Genomic DNA, 20,040 nt, shown 5'->3' on the forward strand with positions numbered 1-20,040 from the left:
GTTGACATGTGGCTCTATAACTCAGCCTTTTTTAAAGGCTTTTCGGTTAGGTTGCCATCCATCCAAAGTATTTTAATACTTGTATATTTATCTTGAGAGCTCTTTACAAATTCGATTTGTGCGTTTTCGTCTAGTAAGAAAATATCTTTTGCAACTGGTGTAAGTTTGAAAATATCATCCCCGCCACGTTCAGGATTTTTGCAGAGAAGCAGTCCTTTTTGAGTAAAGAAATTAATGCCACCAACATATGTTCCGGTATAGCTTTTTAGCTGTTTCTCAGAAAGGTATTGTGGATTCAGTTTACCTTTGGAGTCGTTCAATGCCCACTGAATTCTTCTTTTCTCTTTTTCAGTTTTTGCTTCTGACAATAGTTGGTTGTATATCATTTCCTGAGCTTTCGTCAAGGCGTCTTTTGCAGCAACTATTACGTCAGGAACCACGCCAACACCCTCCCAATCTTTTAAAGTTATAGGACTGACCGGGCGTGCGAAAGGTATTCTAACCGTAAATCCCTGACCAATCGCAAACTGGTCTGCGAGGTGTGCCCCACCTCCGGTTTTATCTCCAACAATTTTCGCTCTTTTTAATGCTTGCATCGTATAGGAAAAATCTTCGGCGCCCGAAAAAGTGTTTTTACTTGTCAGAATATAGATGGGCATAGAAAGAAATATGCCTTTTGAGTGGGTTGGATCTGTATATATTGAAATCGTATCTTTTTGGAACGACGATAGAATGTCGATGGTGTGGACCTTTTCTTTAAAAAAGTAGCTTTCCATTTCAAGGACCATTTCGGGACTGCCACCGCCATTGTAACGTAGATCGATGATCAGGACTTTGGTGTGTTTTAGAAATGTCATTGCCGAGCTCAGAATTTCTTTGGCCTCGCTTACCAGGTTTGTAAAGCCGTTTAACTGCATATACCCAATATTAGCCGGCAAAATTTCCAGCTTATTAATTCGGAAATTTCGGCTCTTTTCAAAATCTATTTCTTCCTGGATTTGTCTCTCTTGTTCATGGGCATTTTGCTCTTTCTTTTCAATACCTGAATCTTGATAAGACACCATGAAGTGGGAGTCATAATGAGTTTTTTGAATATCAGAAACCAATTGACTGGCTAGCCTATCAGGCTCGTGAATGTTATCGTACACTCCTTTATGAAATTGTTCCTTTAAATAACGGTTAATTATCGCAGCCTTGTCCGGAAAAATGTAATGTTGAGATAATGAACTTGTGAGGGAGTCAATTAAGGCTGCGATTTGGATGTTGCTATCTTTTGAGGTTGATTTTTGAGGAGTTTGGGCTACGCATTTGCCGGATAAATTAAGTGCAATATTTAAAAGGAAAAGGATTGAGAATATTTTCATCAGAAGGCAAGCGGGTTAGATTTTCGGAAAGATAGGTCAATTGGTTTCATGACAAAGAGATATGATCCTTTTCTGGCTCTTTGTCATGAAACCCGTTGTGCATGCAAAAGGAATTTCTTAATACTCATCATTTCGAAAGTAGAATCTTCCTGACTCTTCATTTTCATTCAAATATCAAGACTCATGATATTAAAAGTATATTCAATTACAGATCATGCAATGCGCCTCTCAAAAATCACACTCTTCGGTTTTATCACTTTGACGGGATTCCATCCGCTGATTGCACAGACTAACGCACTGACGAATACCAGCAACAGCAGATTTGCAAAACTGCATAGTGTTGATATGCAGTCGGTTAAGTGGAGTTCTGGTTTTTGGGCAGATCGTTTTAAAGTTTGTTCGGAAACGATGGTGCCTAATATGTGGAGCATATATACTGACCCGGAATTAAGTCATGCGTTTCTTAATTTTGAGATAGCGGCGGGCGTGAAGGATGGAAAATTCAAAGGGCCGTCGTTTCATGATGGTGATTTTTATAAAACATTTGAGGCCGTGGCAAGCCTGTATGCTACCACTCGCGACCCGAAGTTAGACAACCTGATGGACGACGCAATTGGCGTAATCGCGAAGGCGCAACGTGCTGACGGATATATCTATACCAAGGCTATTATTGAGCAAAAGGAGCGGGGACAAACCAAAATGTTTGATGACAGGCTGAGCTTCGAGGCTTATAATTTTGGACATTTGATGACGGCTGCCTGTGTGCATTTTCGGGCGACTGGCAAAACTTCGTTATTGGATGTCGCCAAAAAGGCTGCTGATTTCCTGATCGGTTTTTATGCCAATGCAACTCCTGAACAAGCCAGAAATGCAATTTGTCCTGCCCACTATATGGGTTTGACGGAGTTGTACAGAACGACGCAAGATGAGAAATATCTGACCCTCGTAACCCATTTGATTTCTATCAAAGGTGCTTCGGAAGGTACGGACGACAATCAGGATCGTATTCCGTTTTTGCAACAAACCCATGTAACTGGCCACGCGGTACGTGCCAATTATCTATATGCGGGCGTTGCTGATCTATACGCTGAAACGGGAGATCCGACCCTGCTGTCCCAACTTAATATCATGTGGGACGATGTCACACGGCATAAAATGTACGTAACCGGCGGCTGTGGGTCCCTTTACGATGGTGTCTCGCCGGACGGGACTTCTTACAAACCAGATGAAGTTCAGAAGATTCACCAGGCATATGGCCGTGATTATCAATTGCCGAATTTTACGGCTCACAACGAAACCTGCGCAAATATCGGGAACGTGCTTTGGAATTGGCGGATGCTTCAGATTACGGGCGATGCGAAATATGCTGATGTTATGGAGCTGGCGTTGTACAACAGCGTTTTGTCGGGGATCAATCTTCAGGGAAATAAATTCCTATATACCAATCCATTGAGTTATTCGGATTCATTGCCATTTAAACAGCGATGGTCAAAAGACAGACAAAGTTATATTTCAAAGTCAAACTGCTGTCCGCCCAATGGAGTCCGGACGATCTCGGAGGTGGCTCAATATGCTTATAGTCAAACAGAAAGTGCTCTATATTTTAACCTATACGGAGGTAATTCTTTAAAGACGAAAGTGGCTGGCGAAGCGCTGAATTTGTCGCAAAAAACAGACTATCCCTGGGACGGAAAGGTGAATGTAAGTATAGAAAATGCGCCATCCGGGGCGATTTCTTTATTTTTTCGGATACCTGGCTGGTGCAGCAATGCGAGTATTGCGGTGAATGGAAAAACGGCCGCAATGAGCTTGAGATCAGGATCATATACTGAATTAAAAAGAGTTTGGAGGTCTGGAGATCGTGTTGAGCTGATACTGCCTATGCCGGTGAAATTAATCGAATCAAATCCATTAGTGGAGGAAACTCGCAACCAGGTGGCGGTGAAGCGCGGGCCCATTGTATATTGTCTTGAGTCAGTCGACTTGCCCAAAGGACGAACCATTTTTGATATCGCGATAGGTGCCAGGAACAACTTGAAACCAGCAAACCTGAATATAGAGAATAGTCCGATCACTACTCTAATTGGAGATGCATTGTTGGTAGATAACTCCGATTGGCATAACAAGTTGTACCGAGAAGTTTCCACGACCTCTCCCAAAATAGTACCCGTTCGACTTGTTCCATATTATGCATGGGGTAACAGAGGTCATCACGATATGACGGTATGGCTGCCGCTGGTCAGATAGTAGATGACACTATGATTACTCTTTTTGATAGAAGAAATGACATAAATCATCCCGATTTATATGGCAAGTAGCGGCTTATAATTTAGATTGTGAGGGAAAAATTTGAAGGTTGAATGGGTGTAAAGTTGATATATAAATATGGTTTAAATTCAAAAATATCGAATTGTATCTATTTGGTATTCAATGGATTTTTGCTTCTATGCGTGCTTTCGGTTTTAATTTCCTCCTGCAAACAGCAAACAAATACTTCCGAAACTAATAAGGTCGGAAAAATTGAAACGCTTGCCGATTTAGGCGCACTGCCGATTTCGGTATCTCATCCAACTGACAACCCAACGAGCCCTGAAAAAGTCAATTTAGGGCGACTGCTTTTCTTTGATCCGATATTGTCTGGTAATAAGGATGTGTCCTGCGCGACATGCCACCAACCAGAATTTAATTACGCCGAATTCAGGGAAACTTCAATCGGAGTCAACGGGGTGGGGAGTGGAAGCAAACGCAGGTTCCTGGCTCACAATGATATACCTTTTGTCAAACGAAATTCTCAGGCCATATTGAATACAGCTTTTAATGGATTGAAAAACGGTGAAACCTATCTTCCTGACTCCGCGCCCATGTTTTGGGATATGCGTTCAAAAGGTTTAGAGGCACAGTCGCTCGAGCCTATCAAAACGTTGGAGGAAATGATGGGTCGGTCGTATCAAGATGAACATATTATTGATGAAATTCTGGCGCGGATCAAGAAGATTCCCGAATACAACACCTTGTTTAACAAGGCTTTCGCGGGAGAGAATGAGCCAGTTAACCAGAAAAATCTGGGTAAGGCGATTGCTGCATACGAGCGGACTTTAATTGCGACCAACAGCCGATTTGATCAATATATGAGGGGCGATAGCAATGCGCTTTCATCGGGAGAAAAGGACGGTTTGAATGCTTTCCTGAAAACAGGTTGTGCGAAATGCCATTCCGGACCGATGCTTTCGGACTACCAATTGCATGTTTTGGGTGTTCCGGATTCCGAAAGCCGTAAGGAGAGCGACACCGGAAGTCCGGCTAAAAAATATGCTTTTCGTACGCCGTCATTGCGTAATTTGAGATATACTAGCCCATATATGCATAGTGGCAAATTCGCGACGTTGGATCAGGTTCTGATGTTTTATGAGGATATAGCAGGCGGGAAAATATTGAATCCCAACCTAAAAATGGGTGATGTCGACACGCTCGCAACCCACATGGACGTCAATTTTAAAGACATTTCCAGTATCGTTGAATTCCTGAATTGCCTGAACGACGATAACTTCGACAAAAGTGTTCCGAAAAAAGTACCCAGTGGATTGAAGGTAATGGGCCGTTGAAAGTGCTTAAAAAGAAAGCTCAACTGTCTGATGATATGGGTTTGTATATCAGATAGTTGAGCTGTTTTGAAATTGTTTAGATCCCTGTCTACTCGACAATCAGAATCTTAATATTTTCCGATTTTGCCGCTGACTGCAGCCTCAGAATATATGCTCCCGGCGGAAGCGATAATTTCGAGATATCTATTTCCGATTTCGAGACCATATTCTTATCTCGCGTTGGGCTGATTGCGAACGATTTCCCGGACGAATTAACCAGCTGAAATCCTGTAGCGTTTTCAAATTCTGGTGCATATTCAACACTGAAATGTGCTCGCGCAGGATTTGGGTAGACGATGGATTTTTCCGGTTTCTTTTCAAGGATCGTCTCGGGCAGCAACTGACTTACTCTAGCGCTTGAATTGTCCAACGGCACCACCTCAATTGCTGAAATTTTCGGCCAATCTGCGCTTCCAACAGAGAATACTATATTCAACACCCCATCCGAAACCGTCACCGGAATCGTTTCGTTAATAGCCCTTAATGCGCCTCCGCTTTTTGCGAAGATATCATAGTTTGTCAGCACGCGGATTCCCTCAATATCAACATTGAAAGCTCTTTTTCCCGCTCCACCTGCCCCGCGACCCGCTACTCCAAACCAGATCTCAGCAAAATGAAGCACAACGTTGATACTGCCGTTGGTGACAGGAATGGCATAATTGAATGCCGCAGCGGATCGCTCGGTTCGGTAAAGTGCATCGTCCGTTGTATTGGCAATACTGACACCGTCAATCGATCTGACACGATCTGTTCCTTCAAAGTAAGTATCTGCCAAAAATTGACGGTTATCCTCTGTCGTGAATGCCGGTCCGCCGGAATTGATACGAATAGGGTCCATAATGGGTGGTGGAGCTTCGGTAACCGTAACAGTTATTTGTTGTTCAGACCACAACGGGAAGGCGTCATTATCGACAACCCGGATCGTGATTGGGTAGCTTCCGGCCGTTGTGGGTGTCCAGTTAAAAACCCCGGTGATTGGGTCAATCGATGCGCCTGCGGGAGGGTCAATGAGTAAAAAGGTGTCAGTTTGGCCGGGATCGTCTGTTGCCGTGACGATGAAACTAAGGGCTTGTCCGACGGAATCAGTTTTATCACCAATAGCGGCAATAACAGGCGGATTGTTAGGGCTTGGTATAATCTCAATGGCCGACACTTTTGGCAGGTCAGCCGCGCCGCTCCCGAAATTGATATTAAGTGTTCCGTCTGTAACAGTTACCGGTATTGTCTCCTGAATGGCTCGCAATGCCCCGCTGGCCTTCGAAAAAATATCATAGTTAGTCAGTTTTCTAGTGCCTTCAATATCCACATTGAATTGTCTTTTGCCTGCTCCTCCTGCTCCCCGACCTGGCACACCAAACCAGATTTCAGCAAAATGAAGCACAACCGTCATATTGCCGTTCGCGATTGGCACGCTATAGTTAAATGAACTTGCCGATCGTTCAGTCAGGTAGAGCGCATCATCAGTTGTATTGAGAATATCGCCACTTGCCAGCGAGCCCGTTCGGTCAACTCCACCGTAAAACATGTCTGCTACAAAATCACGATCTCCAGACGCATCAAAATAAGGACCACCTGAATTGATTCTGAAGGCACTGTTTGGCGGCGGATTTGAAACGGTTATCGTAATCGGCTCTTCATCGGAAAGTGCAGGCGAGCCATTATCTGTCACCTTTATTGTCACCGGGAAACTTCCGGTAGCCATTGGCGTCCAGCTAAATGCACCAGTCTGACTGTTAATAACAGCTCCTGGTGGCGGATTTGTTAATGAGAAGGTATTGGTCTGTGCGGGTTCATCTGCAGAGGTGGCAGTAAATGTGATAGGTATACCTACAACGACACTTTTATCGCCAATGGCGGTAAGTACCGGCGGTAAATTATTATTTGAAGATACTGTCAAATTGAAGCAAAATGTGGCTGGAGTAACCGAAGAAGAGCCACTCGCTGTGATCGTTCCGGTATATGATCCGGGGGCCAGACCGATCGGACTTGCTGTGACTTCAATATCTGATCCGTTCAGGTCCACCGTTCCGGTTCTGTTTTTGGTAACCTTCAACCAAAATGCATCTGAGGTCAGCGTATAAGGTGTTGCATCTTCGATGGCATATAGGAGGTTTTTAGCAACGATCGACTGGTTGCCTGTGGTCGACTTGGAAATACATGCCGTGCCAAAACCCAAAGTTCGGCTGTTGGTGCGAGGCACGTAGGCAGTGTAAGTCTCGGCTCGCGAGTTGTCATAACTATTCAAAGCACCACTATTGATCACTAACGTACTACCATAGACCTTGGCGCATAATCCCAGAAATTTTCCAGGTAGCGGGCTGTATGATGCCAGTGTTGTCCAGGCACCGGCGTTATTATTAGCCTGAGGATCGAACTGATATACTGTATTTTGCGGTAGGTCGCTGACTCCCTGCCCGGCTGCCATATAGATCTTTCCATCTACAGCAAAAGTTGAACCTTCAGCATGAGAACGGGCAATCGGAAGATCTGTCAAACGGGTCCATTTATCAGTAGAGGGGTCGTAAACATGACAGTACTTTTGATCCAACGCGCCGCAGTCGTGTTGAAACTGTCCTCCCAGCGCATATATCTTACCTGCAAGCGTTACATAACTAAAATGGTTTCGCGGAATGGGCATTGGGGCAGACTTGTTTTCCCAGGTTACCGTCTGACGGTTAGCCATATATCGATCCACATCAATCGTTAAATGAAGATTGGCCTGGTCGGCACACATTGTTGGCCCGAAACCGCCAAAAACGTGAATTGTCCGTCCGAGAAGTGCATATCCCCCGCCTCCGAGTGCAAAAGCAGCGCCTGTCGCAGGGTTCTTGATTGTGGGCCCGTTCGACCAGGTATTCGTAGTGATATTGTAGATAATCACCTGGCTGGTCGCTGGACCATGAGAGTCCACGGCCCGACCTCCGATCAACCATACATTGTCATCGACCAGTATAATCCCTTGATGTGTTACCTCTTTCCCGGCAGGAAAGGAGGCTATTTTAGTCCATTTATTAGTAGATATATTGTAGTATTCATTCGTTTTTTCAATAACCGGATTAATATTAAAACCACCGAAAACATACATTCTGTTTTGGTAAAGCGCGCATATCGCTTCGGCTCGTTTGGTAATCATATTGGCCTTTCGCGTCCATTGCGAGTTGGCAGTAAGCGGTGAAAGTAGAATCGTGAAAGTCAGGGAATTTAAAAAAATCCTTAAATACTCTTTTCTGACCGCGGAGATAAGGATTTTAAACAAGTAGATCATAAGGTAGGGATGAAATTGACGGTTGGTAATTCTGTTTAGTAAATCGGGAAGCCACGATTTTGGATCGGGGCAAAAAGGCAACCTGATATCAAGAGCGTTTGCCTTTAATCAAAAGCCAATGCCAGACTCTTGAATTCTCATCAATGAATAGAGACTCTCGTCTTACCTTCATGAACAAGCAATTCAGAGACAGGCCAGCCTTATAAGCAAAGCGTACTTGCGCTCACAGACGGCGCCCTGCTATATAGCTTTCCCGCGTCAGAATAGACGGGGATAGTGTATGTGGTGTTATCATAGGTTTCGGGCTTGAAAGCCATGGCGAAGCCAAGGAATATCAAATCCTGGGAAAGAGGTATCGCCGATGATACATACTTTCTCAGGAAACGAACCTGTCGCAGCAGTGAACGAGCAGTTGGACTTTCAACCCTGCATTTTTCTTCCTGAGTAGCTGATAGAAGCTTTGTATTAATATTATTACGTCGAAGGCATTTTATGCGTAATTCTGGCAGAAATAATAGCCATACAAAACCGACTTTATAAATCTTCATGTGTGTGGAAGTAACACCTGAAGAGTGTCACCCGAAATGATTGTACTGAAATTTGCTAAGCAATTCCTACAGACACAGATACATAAGAAAACGTATTTAATTAAAAAATAGAAACATTGAATAATTCGTCATTTGAGTTAAAAAGTAATTCTATCCTGGAGTCTAATTGTGTTGTTTATTATGTCAATATATAACGCTGATCTATTTGAAAGTTTTGTTCGTTGAATTACCTCATTTGTCAGATAACTTATAATCCATAAATTATTTTTTATGCTCTTTTCTGTGTTACGACAATATATTTGTACCGTCGTGCTATAGCGCAGTCTTTACCGATATATTCTGTCGCCGTTTTGGTAAGTCGTTCCGATGATTGATCTTGAAGGAGTTAAGCTATCGGATGTCTCATAGCGATCAACTCATAATTTCAAATAAAATTTTAGTATTTTCATAATTGTAGATATGAATAATTGATTACCCATTTCAGCCTGAAATTCAGATAGGTACTTTAATTTTTTTTTAAATATTTATGCAATCAGCCTCGCTGCCCCCATATGGCAGAACTAGCGAAATGTTGTCTGATTTTGTCAGCCTAAAAATCACAATGTCGAAGTTCTTCGATTCTTAAACATTTGATATTGAACATTTTAAGATTGATGCGAATGTAATAATGATTTTCGTAAATTTCATTATTTTGTCAACTTTAGTTTACCGATTTTTACTTATCGGTAACAAGTTATGAACTCTTTCTTATCCTTACTGAAATATTTCCAATTGTCCTATTTCTAAAAATCAACATATTTCTACAAAGCGAAATTCTTTAATTTTCTCAAAATTTACCCAGTCTTCAAATCAATTTTATATTTTTTATATTTAATATAGTTAATACTATTTTATTCTATATTAATGGTTTTAAAATTTCAATGAACTGTGCAAAGTTTTTATTGTTTAAAGTTAAATTGATATGGTATGAAATTTTATTTTCATAGAATTAATATTACGTTCCAAATAAGAAATTTTATTTGGATTCATATGGGAGAATTGTCGATTTTTTGGCATATACGTTTAATGATTAAAAATAGATCGAAATAAGAAAATGTTTTCCTGCTGATCCGATTCGATTGAGGTTGTTTCATTTTTATTAAAAGTGGAAATCGAAATAAAATTTGTGTTTTGTAAAAAATCCAACTGTCCTGATAGAGGGTGTCTGGAGAAATCTGCCGGATCGGAATATCTTCTCAGATAACTGGTTGGCGTCCCAGCTTGCTGATTTCCAGCGACTATCTCACGGAGTAGAGACTGATACCACCTAATATAGGCAATCCGCCACCTCGCGGTTTTTGATCGAAATTGGCGATGAGACCTCGTTTTCGAGCCATTTCCTCTTGCCAACAAAACAGATATGCTTATATTCGTTTTTTAGGATGTTTGCTAACTGGACGGATAGATATATACAATGAGGTTTTTGTCGGTTATTGTTTTTTCTTTGATTGGATTTTTTGTTGGAAATTTAACCGTTTTGGCCGATTCGCAGGATGAACAGAAGTTCCCATGGCTGAAAGAATACAGTAAATTCGCACGCCACGGAGACGTGTTTATTGTCAAAAAAATTGAAGTCAGCTGCCAGAACTACAGTAGTTTTTTAGTTGATCTGGACGGACGTAAACTGACGCCAGCGTACAGGGATATAGCAGATTTTTCGGAAGGCCTCGCGGAATTTGCATCCAAAGAAGATGGGGTGGATGGAAACAGCCTGCACGGCTTTATTAATGAGCGTGGAGAGGAGGTGATTCCTGCACGCTACACAGGAACTGATAAATTCTTTAATGGAAAAACATGGGTGATTTACCCGATGGGAGCCCAGTATGGCATGTCATTTATTGATAAAAAAGGGAAAGAGATTTATAAAGTGCCGGTCGCATATTTCAAGAATGACTTTCTGATATCGAAGGCCACTGTTGACCATGTTTGTAATCAGGACACAAAGGAGGATATTATATGGTGGCAAAAGGGTAAGATTTTTCTTCTGAACTGGAACTTTAGCCGGTTCAATCGGGAGGAAATTATGAAAGCGCCAGGTATATATCACTTCCTGTATGAAGGTAAATATGGTATCATTGACAAGAATATGATAATCCGCGTCCCCGTAGTTTTGGATGGAATTGACCCTAAATATAAGTTTTCAGGTCAGGGATTGGAGCGGGTTCAGTATGGTGAAAAGTTTGGTTTTATTAATCGGCATACCGGAAATTTAGTTACTCCGATCATTTATACCGATACCAGAAAACCCACGGCGGGGTTGTTTTGGGTAAAAAAAGATGGAAAATGGGGTTGTATTGATATCACAGGCAAAACTCGAATTCCCTTTTTATACGACGAGGCCACGGGTTTCACGGCGGAGGATCGCTCAGCAGTAGCGATTAATGGCAAATTCGGACACATAGATAAGAAAGGCAGAATCCGAACTCCGTTGAAATATGAGTTTGCATCCTATTTCAACCACGGCATTTCCATGATCCGGATTGGCGATAAATATGGATATATGAAGGTTGACGGGAAATTTATCACAGATATCGTATATGATAATGCGTTACCTTTTGATCATGAAACTACAACGGCTGACCGCCACGGAATCAGATATGAAATCAAGCAGGATGGAAGCGAATCTTTTATCGGATTTACCCCTGTTGTCGACGCGCTGCTGATTTTTCTGGTCCTGCTGGTTTTCGTCTGGCTCAACGGCAAGTTCGGGATTGTACAGCAATACTTTAAAAAGAAAAAATAGTTCCGATTCAGGACTATTAAAAGTGTCATTTCCGGTAAAAGACCTACCGGGTTTTCAAAACCTGGTAAGTCTAAAGACCCTGGCAAGTCTGATGTTCTGACAAGGCTAGCTTTTTTTCAAGTCATCCAGCTTCTTTTTAACTACATCATGCGGATACTTCAGTGCGAGGTTTCTGATTTCGTAACTGAATTGTGAAAATGTTTCTTCCCACAATTTAGCCTCACCTGGCTCGTAATCATAAAATCCCTGGGAATTGGAAACACCACGTCCTCCTTCTCTCACAATCTTGTCAATCAACTCAGGAACTTCCTGGCTATTGTTCAAAGTTTGGTTAAGTCGTTGCATTACAGTGTGATATGCGGCTACCCCAGTGAGATCCATCCAGCGGAATATCCCCACGAAAGTCATAAAATAACCTGCATTGTTTCGGCATGATCGATCTACGTCCTCCACGGTTGCATATCCATTTTCAACCAAACTAATCGCCTCCCGATACATGGCGTACATCAGGCGGTTTGTAATAAATCCGGCGATATCCTTTCTCACCAAAATCGGTTCCTTGCCCCAGTTATGCGACAGTTGGTACAGGTATTCGCCATTCTTGATATCCGAGTCGTCGCCGCAGATAATTTCAAGAAATCGGGTGGTGTGAGCGGGTTCAGCCCAATGAAGCCCTAAAAATCTGCCTGGAAATCGGGTGAGTTTTTGAAGCGTGCTGATCGGAATCGCTGAAGTATTGCTTGTCAGAATAGCCGTTTCAGAGATATACTCCTCTATTTTTTGATAGACCGATGCCTTAATATCCAAATTCTCAATCGTGCATTCGATCACAAGTTGACAGCGGGTTAATTCGCTGTATGATTGAGATATGGTCAGATTCTTTACATAAAATTCAGGTTGTTCCTTCGTGAGGCCGTTGGTATATGCTTTTTGCAGATGGCCCTTGATGCGCTCTTCAGCGTGCAAAAGGTCGGCCGGAATCGGGGCGAGCGCAACAACCGGATGACCGGCAATTAGCAAACAAGTGGCGATACTACAGCCCATGAGCCCGAGGCCGACGACGCTAACTGGTATTTCGTGCGTATTCACATTCATTAGGTTTAGGAATTGATAATGGAAGTCTTTCGCTAATATAGAATTTCATGGCTTCATTTATTGTGGAACTGCAAATATTGAATAATGATATATGCAGTGAAATTCAGAATTCTATAGTATTTTGACATGCTGACGACAAAAGCCAGAACGGGGTCGGAGATGGCTTGGGCAGTGGGATATTTGTTTGACGGAGAATTTTTTAGATCCTTTTCCAATGACTATTCGCAAGAATATTTCAATTATTCGATAACTATTTATATCACATTCAAACCTTCTCCCTCTTGTGACTTTCCCTCAAAAGAGATAATTTACACTATCGCTTCTGTACATTTTTTCATTTGAAAAGGTATATCCGGCGATTTACACATGCACATAGTTGAATCAAGCCTTTTGACCACCGATCTTCACGTAAAATTTCTGACAAATGAAAGCAGCCGTATTAAATCAATTAGGTACATCGCCTGTATATCAGGATTTTGCAGACCCGATCCCACAGTTTGAAGATCACCTTTTAATTAACCTGACTGCCGTTTCAATCAAGAATATCGACAAGTTGAGAGCAGGAGGGAAGCATTATGCCAGCTATACGAGGCTGCCAGTTGTGGTCGGTCTGGATGGTGTGGGTACTTTGGAAAGCGGCACCAGGGTATATGCTCAGGGGATTACTGGTATGATGGCTGAGAAGGCGCTCATTGATAAGGAAAGGTATATCATTTTGCCAGACAAAATTGACGATATCACTGCTGCAGCACTTCCGAATGCGGTGTTGGGGGCTACGATGGCGATTATTTCAAGAGGGCATATGCAAAAGGGACATACCGTTTTGATCAATGGCGCAACTGGCGTCACCGGCAAGTTGGCTGTGCAGGTGGCCAGGCATTACGGAGCTGCAAAGATCATTGCGACGGGACGAAATCCGGAATCATTGGAAAAGCTTAAATAATTAGGAGCTGACGTTACAATTTCTCTCCTTCAGGACGAAGCCGATATTGCCAAGCAACTGAAGGAAGTTCAGACTGCGCGACCGATCGACCTGGTGATCGATTATTTGTGGGGCCGACCGCTGGAATTAATTATCGATGCGTTTAAAGGTGGCGGTATCGGAGTGTATTCACATCCAGTTCGGATCGTTACGGTAGGAGATATGGCTGGAGAAAATATTACGCTGCCGTCTGCCATACTGAGAAGTTCCGCGATCGAGATCTTGGGCTCTGGTTTGGGGAGCCTGTCGCAGGAGGATTTCAAAAAGTTCAATGAATATATCCTTCCCGAAATGTTTCAGTTAGCCGCTGACGGTAAGCTGGAAATTGAAACGCAAACGGAGAAGCTAGAGAATATCGAAGCCGCATTGGAGTATGATCCGGATGCAGGGAAAAGAATGGTGATTTGTATTAATTAGTAAGGTATTATAGAGGTTTGGATGATCGTGCTCGAATTTTTTTGAAAATATGCTGTCACATTGTCTAAATCCGAAAGCGCCAATCGTCATGGGGGTGTAAACATATTGATCACCATTAAAATTTTCGCAAAATGTCAGAATTCATGATGATTTTCAGAAGCGCGTTCAATCCGGATTTTACACCTACACCGGAGCAACTCCAGGCCAATATCAAAAAATCGCAGGATTGGATTGGCGGTATTGCTGCCCAGGGTAAGTTTTAGGGAACGAACAGGTTAGGTGATGAAGGCAAGTCTTTAAAACCAAATAATGTGATAACTGACGGACCGTACACCGAGTTGAAGGAAATCGTGGGCATACGAATTAGCCAAAAGTTCTCCGGATCGGTTGATGATCGAAGGGCGGATTGCTAAATTGCAAAAATAGAAAAGTATATCAGCTTACATATGGACGCACAGAAATTTGCAAAGGAATGGATCGAATCGTGGAACTCACACGATTTGGATGTTATAATGACGCATTACGCTGATGATGTGGAAATTACGAGCCCGATGATCAAGCTTGCGGCGGGTATTGAGAGCGGGTCGTTAGTCGGAAAGCCTACGGTGAGGGCATATTGGGAAAAAGCACTTTCGAGAATCACAGACCTGCATTTTGAGCTAGTTGATGTTACGCAGGGAGTGAATTCGGTGGCGTTATATTACAAATCGGTCATGAACAAGATGTCGATTGAAGTCATGTTTTTTGACGAAAATGAAAAAGTAAATAGGATATTTGCACATTATTCCTAATCGCCGTAGTTGGGCTTGCAGGGATTTTGGATCAGTGAAAGGAGCAATATTCCAGAAAAGAAATAAGTACACCATGATACAGCACCCGGGTTTTAAATTCGCTCTACGCCTTCTCACTATTATTTGTTACGGATTACCCTGCGTGTTTTGGTTCGTGAGCTGTGATTCCATGGAATTTAAATATGCTTATAATCAGAAAGATGCAGATCAACTGGCTATGCAGGCTCAGACTAAAATGGCGGAAGCAATGGGAGGCGATACCGCGAATGTAGAAGTAAAAAGGATGTTTGCAGAGATGTCAGAAGACTCTCTTGTTGGAAGAAGGACAAAGTTTGAGCAAATCGTATATAAGGTAATCAGACCTGCCAAGAATTCAATTTCAGCCCTGGGAGCAATTGTGTATTTTAAAAATGTAGTTGGCAAGGTATCAATGGCTGCCAGCTTTTTCATATCCTTATTTTTATTAATTGCATTTAGATTTCTAAAAACGCAACTCGTCATTAAAAATCTGCTAATCATAAACCTGTTGTTTTTAAATGTGTTTATTGTCGACAGTTTCTTTTCCGATGTTGCTTTATTATGGGGAATGTGGGTGTTATTCATCGTAGTTTTTTTGCAAGTTTCCATTGAGGTCAGGACGTAGACTGGATTTTGCCAAAGCTACAAGCTACATGATTGAGCTGCCTTTTTGTTTTCTGATTTTGAGTCTGTGTTACGCTGTTAAAAGTTAGGTATATTTAACCCGATCAACTATGATCGTACGGCAATTCAACACACTAATAAACCATCTAACTTTACCAAATGATGAAAGATCAACGCCTTGCAGTTTTAATCGATGCGGATAATGTCCCATATTCCAATATCAAGGAAATGCTGGAAGAGATTGCTAAAAACGGCACGCCAACCATCAAGCGAATTTATGCGGATTGGACAAAACCAACAGTATCGGGCTGGAAGAATGTTTTGTTGGAGAATGCCATTACTCCCATTCAACAGTATAGCTATACGACAGGGAAGAATTCAAGCGATAGTGCATTGATTATCGATGCGATGGATATATTGTATTCTGGCAAGGTTGATGGATTTTGCATCGTGTCCAGCGACAGCGATTTCACTCGTCTCGCCATCAGGCTGCGTGAGGCGGGAATGGTTGTATATGGTTTTGGAGAAAAGAAAACACCGAAACCTTTCATAACGGCCTGCGACAAATTCATTTACATTGAAATATTAAAGCAAGAGAAGAAATTGCCTGTTGAAGCCGTTGCTACTACAAAAAAGAAAGGCAAAGTCAAAACAGAAACTACACCATTAAATTCGTTAGATCAGGAAACTATAAAGCTTATTACAGACAGCGTCGCCGACCTTGCAGATGAAGGCGGCTGGACGTTTTTGGCAAATTTGGGCAGCCTTATTTCAAAAAAGAAAACAGATTTTGATTCCAGAAATTACGGTTTTTCAAAACTGCTTCCTCTTATTAAAAGTATCGGCAGATTTGAAATTGATGAAAGAGATACGGGTGTGGGAAATGTTAAGCATGTTTATATAAGGATAAAATAATCTTCAATAATCGTTTTACAATTAAGAAATTCAGAGATATTAAGACTTAACTTTTCTAAACTTCTTAATGGTTTAATTTAGTTTCAAGCCCACAAAAAAGAGCCTGCAATTAAAAATTACAGACTCCCGGTTTATCGTTTGTTAGATTTAAAAACTAAAAGAAGGCGATTATTTGGAATATTTATCCAGTTCACTCTCGACTTCCGCTCTGGTTTTTCCTAATGCTTTCTGAAGTCGTCCCAGAAGTTCATCTTCTTTTCCTTCTTCATATAACAAATCATCATCTGTTAAATCGGCATATTGTTGTTTGAACTTTCCTTTGACTTCGTTCCAGTTACCTTTTATCTGCTGTGTTAAAGCGCTCATGATATTTGAATTTAAGTTTAAAGAATTGGATTGGTTGTGCAATCCGTTTTGATTAGATAGATAACGAAAATGATGCCTGGGGTTTTGGGGAGGAAAGGAGGATGGAGGAAAGGGAGAGGGGAAGTGGCTGATTTTTAGTTCGTTGTGTTCGATTTGGAGGTGCTTGATGGAAGTGAGCTATCGGTTTTTACCTACAAAAACTGAGTATCGTTTTCCCTAAAATGTTGGATTTTAAGGATTGAAATACTCAGTTTTATTTTGATATGTTGAAGGAGTTTTAATTCATTCTCAATTGGTATTACTCAGTTTTCAGAGATTTTACCGGATTTGATCCCTTTGATAGCTCACGGTGATTAGCGTGATAGCGAGTGCTCCATGAAAATCCACCAGTACACACAAACTCCTCATGCAGATCGCGCTGGATGTTTTCAAGCAGATGAGGCGCAAGAAACCATTTTGGAACGCAGTTTAACAAGCCACTGAATACCAGACTTCCATATCGACCCAAAGCTTGACGATACATTTGATACTTTAAAACAAGTATTGGGAAAAGAAAAACCGGGTATTCGCTCCTTAAAGTTTTAGAATTTAAGGAGCGAAATACCCGGTTTATAATCTGCAGTAAACCTTTTATACTTTTGCCAAGAGCTTGTCCAGTCTCACAATACTCTGCACCATCGAGCGGACGGAATGGTAATTTACTTTCCATGAATGGCTCATATGTTTCCATATCGGATCGCCCTGCCGAGTGAGAAGTGGCAGCCATTCTCCGACAGAATGGTGAATCATTTTGTCAAACACAAACCGATGCGTGGCGTCATAAGCTTTCAGATATTTGGTGTCGCCATATACCCGATAGGCATCCAGCATCCCGATCAGGACCTCGGCCTGTTGCCAGAATTCCTTTTCCCGATCATATACCTCACCCGCATGCGAGCCTTCGACATATACCCCACCATATTCCCAGTCGATGCCATTTTCAACAGCATGATCCAGTGATTTCAGCAATTGTGTATTGTAATCTTCGTATGAAACGCCAGCGATATCGAGTGCATGCATGAGCAACCACGCAAACTCAACATTGTGGCCATAGCTGGTGTTGTCTTCTGCCGAGCTTTTAAAACCGTCTTCCGAGAAGCGGTCCCAGCCCCAAATGATGTCAAATTTAATCTGCGGTGCCACGCTCCAGTCGGCCCAGAACTGCGGGATACCTGTGCCATATACCGGGTGCATGATTTTATTCATCAGCAAATCGATGATTTCCAGCAGTTTACGACGATGTACTTGTTTGCCGCTTGCTTCATAAAGCGTTGTGAAAGCCTCCATAAGGTGCATATGCGCATCCAACGTTTTGCGATCGCCTCCGGCAGCTCCGGGTCCTTTCAGGTCCCAATTGCGGTGGAACATTTCAAAATATCCGCCATAATAAGTATCTGCACCATGCTTTTGAAGCAGGTCGAAAACTTTTTCTGCATACTCCAAACCGATCGGATCGCCGGTAGCAAGGGTATATTCACTCAAACTGTAAATCGCGAAGCTGAGTCCGTAGACTATCTTTTCGTCGATTTTGACATTGCCTTTACGGTCCATAAGCCAGTAAAAACCACCATATTCCTGATCCCACATTTTATTGATCAGAAAGTCGACACCGTGTTTTGCAATGGCAGCATAGCGACCGTCGCCATATCCAGCGCGATGGGCGGACGAAAAAGTAAAAACAGTTCGGGTTTGCGCGATTAACGACTTCTCGTCTTCTCCCGAATCGTTGCCGGCATTGTCAAAATGGGTAATAAATCCGCCGTTCTCTTTATCCACGCAGCGCGATTCCCAAAATGGCAGAAGCTCGTTAGTCAAATGATGATGTGCTTCCTGCCGGTACTTAATTAGAGGATTCAAATTCATAAAAGTTAAAGAGGTATTGGAATAAGGTATTTGTTTTATAAAACAGGGTTAATGGTTAACCGGTTAATGCGGCGGCTTATAATTAACTTTTGGGTTTTATTTAAATTATTTATCTATCTGATTATGAATAACTTAGTGTTGATTGGTTGCTTTTGGACGAGCGTGCCTGACAGCTTCATCCCAGTTTAACCGTCTTTCCGGTCGCTGCCGCTTTGTAAATTGCTTCCACGATCCGGATATCCCGCATGCCTTCTTCTCCGGGAACAAGTTGTGGTTTGCCTTGCATAATGGCCAGTGCGTCTTCGTCCATTTGTTTAGCCTGTTGATTATCGACCGGGAAATTGATTTCCCCTAATGTGCTTGATCCTTTGTTGCTGGTATATGCCGAAAAGTTGTCCATATGCAACGACCCCTTGTCATAATTTACCTTCAGGAAGTTTGAATTAAGGCCATGACTTCCGGTACAATTCGCAACCGCCCCGCTCGGAAAATGAAGCTGAAAATGGGTAATCTCATCCGCATCCTTGAATATCTCCGGCCGGTTCGTAACATGTTGGGCTGTTAGAGAAATTGGTTCCTCTCCGGCCGCAAGTCTGGCTCCCTGTAATGCATATACCCCCATATCATACATTGCGCCTCCGCCCATTGCCCTTTTTACTTTCCAGTTTCCTGCCCGGCTTTCCTTGTATCCGGCTGCACAGGATATTAACTGCACATTTCCCAGCGCTTTTTCTTTGGCAATACGCATATACTCCTGGGTATTCGGGTCATGTTGACAACGATATCCGATCGATAAACTCCGTTTGTTGTCGTTGCAGACCTTAATCATTTCCTCACATTCTTTGACATTCAGTGCCATCGGTTTTTCACAAAAAACGTGTTTTCCAGCCTTCGCCGCCCTGATCGTAAATTCCTTGTGCATAGACGGCGGCAAGACTATATATATTACGTCAATATCGTCGTTGTTGGCTATCTGATCGAAGGTTGAATAGTTATAAATATTTTTGTCCGGGATATTATATTTATTTTTCCATGCTTCCGCTTTGTCGGGAGAGCCCGTAACAATACCAGCCAGATAGCAGTTTTTAGTTTTTTGAAGAGCAGGAGCGAGCAAGTCTGTGCTGTAATACCCCAGGCCAACCAATGCGACACCCAACCGGTCCTTGGGTTTACCAAAAGAAAAAACGTTCGGTGAAAACAAAGAAGCGGTAAGTAAACCAGCACCGGATAGGAGAAATTTTCGTCGCGAGAAAGGAGTAATGATCTGTGTTTGCATAGCCGTTTTTTTCTATTTAAGAGCGATGAGACAAGTAACTACTTAAAATACAGA

17 protein-coding genes are annotated in these 20,040 nt (G+C 42.3%); 9 read left to right on the forward strand and 8 right to left on the reverse strand.

The features are described 5' to 3' along the window. Positions 1–14 precede the first annotated feature (14 nt). Positions 15–1,364: a S41 family peptidase gene (locus AC1XUD_RS13575; RefSeq protein ID WP_483361557.1), complete on the reverse strand. Its 1,350-nt coding sequence runs from the start codon at positions 1,362–1,364 to the stop codon at positions 15–17. 183 nt (positions 1,365–1,547) lie between these two features. Between AC1XUD_RS13575 and AC1XUD_RS13580 the strand changes: the two genes are divergently transcribed. Beyond that, positions 1,548–3,611 (forward strand): aceric acid hydrolase, encoded by a 2,064-nt coding sequence (locus AC1XUD_RS13580; RefSeq protein WP_483361558.1) that lies wholly within the window; start codon positions 1,548–1,550, stop codon positions 3,609–3,611. 203 nt (positions 3,612–3,814) lie between these two features. Beyond that, positions 3,815–4,966, forward strand: a complete 1,152-nt coding sequence (locus tag AC1XUD_RS13585; protein WP_483361559.1) for a cytochrome-c peroxidase — start codon at positions 3,815–3,817, stop codon at positions 4,964–4,966. Positions 4,967–5,054: 88 nt separating this feature from the next. Here the strand turns inward: AC1XUD_RS13585 and AC1XUD_RS13590 are convergent, their stop codons facing one another. Beyond that, complete coding sequence (locus AC1XUD_RS13590) at positions 5,055–8,270, reverse strand: malectin domain-containing carbohydrate-binding protein (RefSeq protein ID WP_483361560.1); 3,216 nt, start codon at positions 8,268–8,270, stop codon at positions 5,055–5,057. Between the two features lie 200 nt (positions 8,271–8,470). Continuing rightward, entirely contained in the window at positions 8,471–8,818 is a 348-nt protein-coding gene (locus AC1XUD_RS13595) for a hypothetical protein (protein ID WP_483361561.1), read from the reverse strand. 1,453 nt (positions 8,819–10,271) lie between these two features. Between AC1XUD_RS13595 and AC1XUD_RS13600 the strand changes: the two genes are divergently transcribed. Further along, positions 10,272–11,600 carry a WG repeat-containing protein gene (locus tag AC1XUD_RS13600; RefSeq protein ID WP_483361562.1) on the forward strand — a complete coding sequence of 443 codons (1,329 nt, stop codon included), beginning with the start codon at positions 10,272–10,274 and terminating at the stop codon, positions 11,598–11,600. Positions 11,601–11,705: 105 nt separating this feature from the next. On the opposite strand, the gene AC1XUD_RS13605 is transcribed toward AC1XUD_RS13600, so the two are convergent. Then, entirely contained in the window at positions 11,706–12,695 is a 990-nt protein-coding gene (locus AC1XUD_RS13605; protein WP_483361563.1) for a 3-hydroxyacyl-CoA dehydrogenase family protein, read from the reverse strand. A gap of 424 nt (positions 12,696–13,119) precedes the next feature. Between AC1XUD_RS13605 and AC1XUD_RS13610 the strand changes: the two genes are divergently transcribed. The 6 genes from AC1XUD_RS13610 to AC1XUD_RS13635 all read left to right on the forward strand — a co-directional run bounded on the left by AC1XUD_RS13610 (position 13,120) and on the right by AC1XUD_RS13635 (position 16,442). Beyond that, positions 13,120–13,638 carry a hypothetical protein gene (locus AC1XUD_RS13610; RefSeq protein ID WP_483361564.1) on the forward strand — a complete coding sequence of 173 codons (519 nt, stop codon included), beginning with the start codon at positions 13,120–13,122 and terminating at the stop codon, positions 13,636–13,638. Between the two features lie 93 nt (positions 13,639–13,731). Continuing rightward, positions 13,732–14,094, forward strand: a complete 363-nt coding sequence (locus AC1XUD_RS13615) for a hypothetical protein (RefSeq protein ID WP_483361565.1) — start codon at positions 13,732–13,734, stop codon at positions 14,092–14,094. A gap of 131 nt (positions 14,095–14,225) precedes the next feature. Next, on the forward strand, positions 14,226–14,357 hold the full coding sequence (locus AC1XUD_RS13620; protein WP_483361566.1) for a hypothetical protein: 132 nt from the start codon (positions 14,226–14,228) through the stop codon (positions 14,355–14,357). A 183-nt stretch (positions 14,358–14,540) separates the two neighbouring features. Then, the gene (locus AC1XUD_RS13625; protein ID WP_483361567.1) at positions 14,541–14,885 is read left to right on the forward strand and encodes a nuclear transport factor 2 family protein; all 345 of its coding nucleotides are present in this window, start codon (positions 14,541–14,543) and stop codon (positions 14,883–14,885) included. A 169-nt stretch (positions 14,886–15,054) separates the two neighbouring features. Then, positions 15,055–15,528, forward strand: a complete 474-nt coding sequence (locus AC1XUD_RS13630; protein ID WP_483361568.1) for a hypothetical protein — start codon at positions 15,055–15,057, stop codon at positions 15,526–15,528. A gap of 158 nt (positions 15,529–15,686) precedes the next feature. Further along, a complete protein-coding gene (locus AC1XUD_RS13635; RefSeq protein WP_483361569.1) occupies positions 15,687–16,442 on the forward strand; it encodes an NYN domain-containing protein in 756 nt (251 codons plus the stop codon). A 168-nt stretch (positions 16,443–16,610) separates the two neighbouring features. On the opposite strand, the gene AC1XUD_RS13640 is transcribed toward AC1XUD_RS13635, so the two are convergent. From AC1XUD_RS13640 to AC1XUD_RS13655, 4 genes are all read right to left on the reverse strand, one after another. Beyond that, positions 16,611–16,808: a CsbD family protein gene (locus AC1XUD_RS13640; protein WP_483361570.1), complete on the reverse strand. Its 198-nt coding sequence runs from the start codon at positions 16,806–16,808 to the stop codon at positions 16,611–16,613. Between the two features lie 298 nt (positions 16,809–17,106). Then, the gene (locus AC1XUD_RS13645; protein ID WP_483361571.1) at positions 17,107–17,331 is read right to left on the reverse strand and encodes a hypothetical protein; all 225 of its coding nucleotides are present in this window, start codon (positions 17,329–17,331) and stop codon (positions 17,107–17,109) included. A gap of 107 nt (positions 17,332–17,438) precedes the next feature. Beyond that, positions 17,439–18,710: an AGE family epimerase/isomerase gene (locus AC1XUD_RS13650; RefSeq protein ID WP_483361572.1), complete on the reverse strand. Its 1,272-nt coding sequence runs from the start codon at positions 18,708–18,710 to the stop codon at positions 17,439–17,441. Between the two features lie 175 nt (positions 18,711–18,885). Next, positions 18,886–19,986 (reverse strand): Gfo/Idh/MocA family protein, encoded by a 1,101-nt coding sequence (locus AC1XUD_RS13655; protein WP_483361573.1) that lies wholly within the window; start codon positions 19,984–19,986, stop codon positions 18,886–18,888. Positions 19,987–20,040: the final 54 nt, after the last annotated feature.

This window comes from Dyadobacter sp. HNCC25DJ184 (assembly GCF_056895215.1).

What these genes read in the sequence shown, in the direction of transcription:
- AC1XUD_RS13575 (WP_483361557.1), bottom strand. Translation starts at nt 1,364, where the DNA reads ATGAAAATATTCTCAATCCTTTTCCTTTTAAATATTGCACTTAATTTA.
- AC1XUD_RS13580 (WP_483361558.1), top strand. Translation starts at nt 1,548, where the DNA reads ATGATATTAAAAGTATATTCAATTACAGATCATGCAATGCGCCTCTCA.
- AC1XUD_RS13590 (WP_483361560.1), bottom strand. Translation starts at nt 8,270, where the DNA reads ATGATCTACTTGTTTAAAATCCTTATCTCCGCGGTCAGAAAAGAGTAT.
- AC1XUD_RS13595 (WP_483361561.1), bottom strand. Translation starts at nt 8,818, where the DNA reads ATGAAGATTTATAAAGTCGGTTTTGTATGGCTATTATTTCTGCCAGAA.
- AC1XUD_RS13600 (WP_483361562.1), top strand. Translation starts at nt 10,272, where the DNA reads ATGAGGTTTTTGTCGGTTATTGTTTTTTCTTTGATTGGATTTTTTGTT.
- AC1XUD_RS13605 (WP_483361563.1), bottom strand. Translation starts at nt 12,695, where the DNA reads ATGAATGTGAATACGCACGAAATACCAGTTAGCGTCGTCGGCCTCGGG.
- AC1XUD_RS13610 (WP_483361564.1), top strand. Translation starts at nt 13,120, where the DNA reads ATGAAAGCAGCCGTATTAAATCAATTAGGTACATCGCCTGTATATCAG.
- AC1XUD_RS13620 (WP_483361566.1), top strand. Translation starts at nt 14,226, where the DNA reads ATGTCAGAATTCATGATGATTTTCAGAAGCGCGTTCAATCCGGATTTT.
- AC1XUD_RS13625 (WP_483361567.1), top strand. Translation starts at nt 14,541, where the DNA reads ATGGACGCACAGAAATTTGCAAAGGAATGGATCGAATCGTGGAACTCA.
- AC1XUD_RS13630 (WP_483361568.1), top strand. Translation starts at nt 15,055, where the DNA reads ATGGAATTTAAATATGCTTATAATCAGAAAGATGCAGATCAACTGGCT.
- AC1XUD_RS13635 (WP_483361569.1), top strand. Translation starts at nt 15,687, where the DNA reads ATGATGAAAGATCAACGCCTTGCAGTTTTAATCGATGCGGATAATGTC.
- AC1XUD_RS13640 (WP_483361570.1), bottom strand. Translation starts at nt 16,808, where the DNA reads ATGAGCGCTTTAACACAGCAGATAAAAGGTAACTGGAACGAAGTCAAA.
- AC1XUD_RS13645 (WP_483361571.1), bottom strand. Translation starts at nt 17,331, where the DNA reads ATGTATCGTCAAGCTTTGGGTCGATATGGAAGTCTGGTATTCAGTGGC.
- AC1XUD_RS13650 (WP_483361572.1), bottom strand. Translation starts at nt 18,710, where the DNA reads ATGAATTTGAATCCTCTAATTAAGTACCGGCAGGAAGCACATCATCAT.
- AC1XUD_RS13655 (WP_483361573.1), bottom strand. Translation starts at nt 19,986, where the DNA reads ATGCAAACACAGATCATTACTCCTTTCTCGCGACGAAAATTTCTCCTA.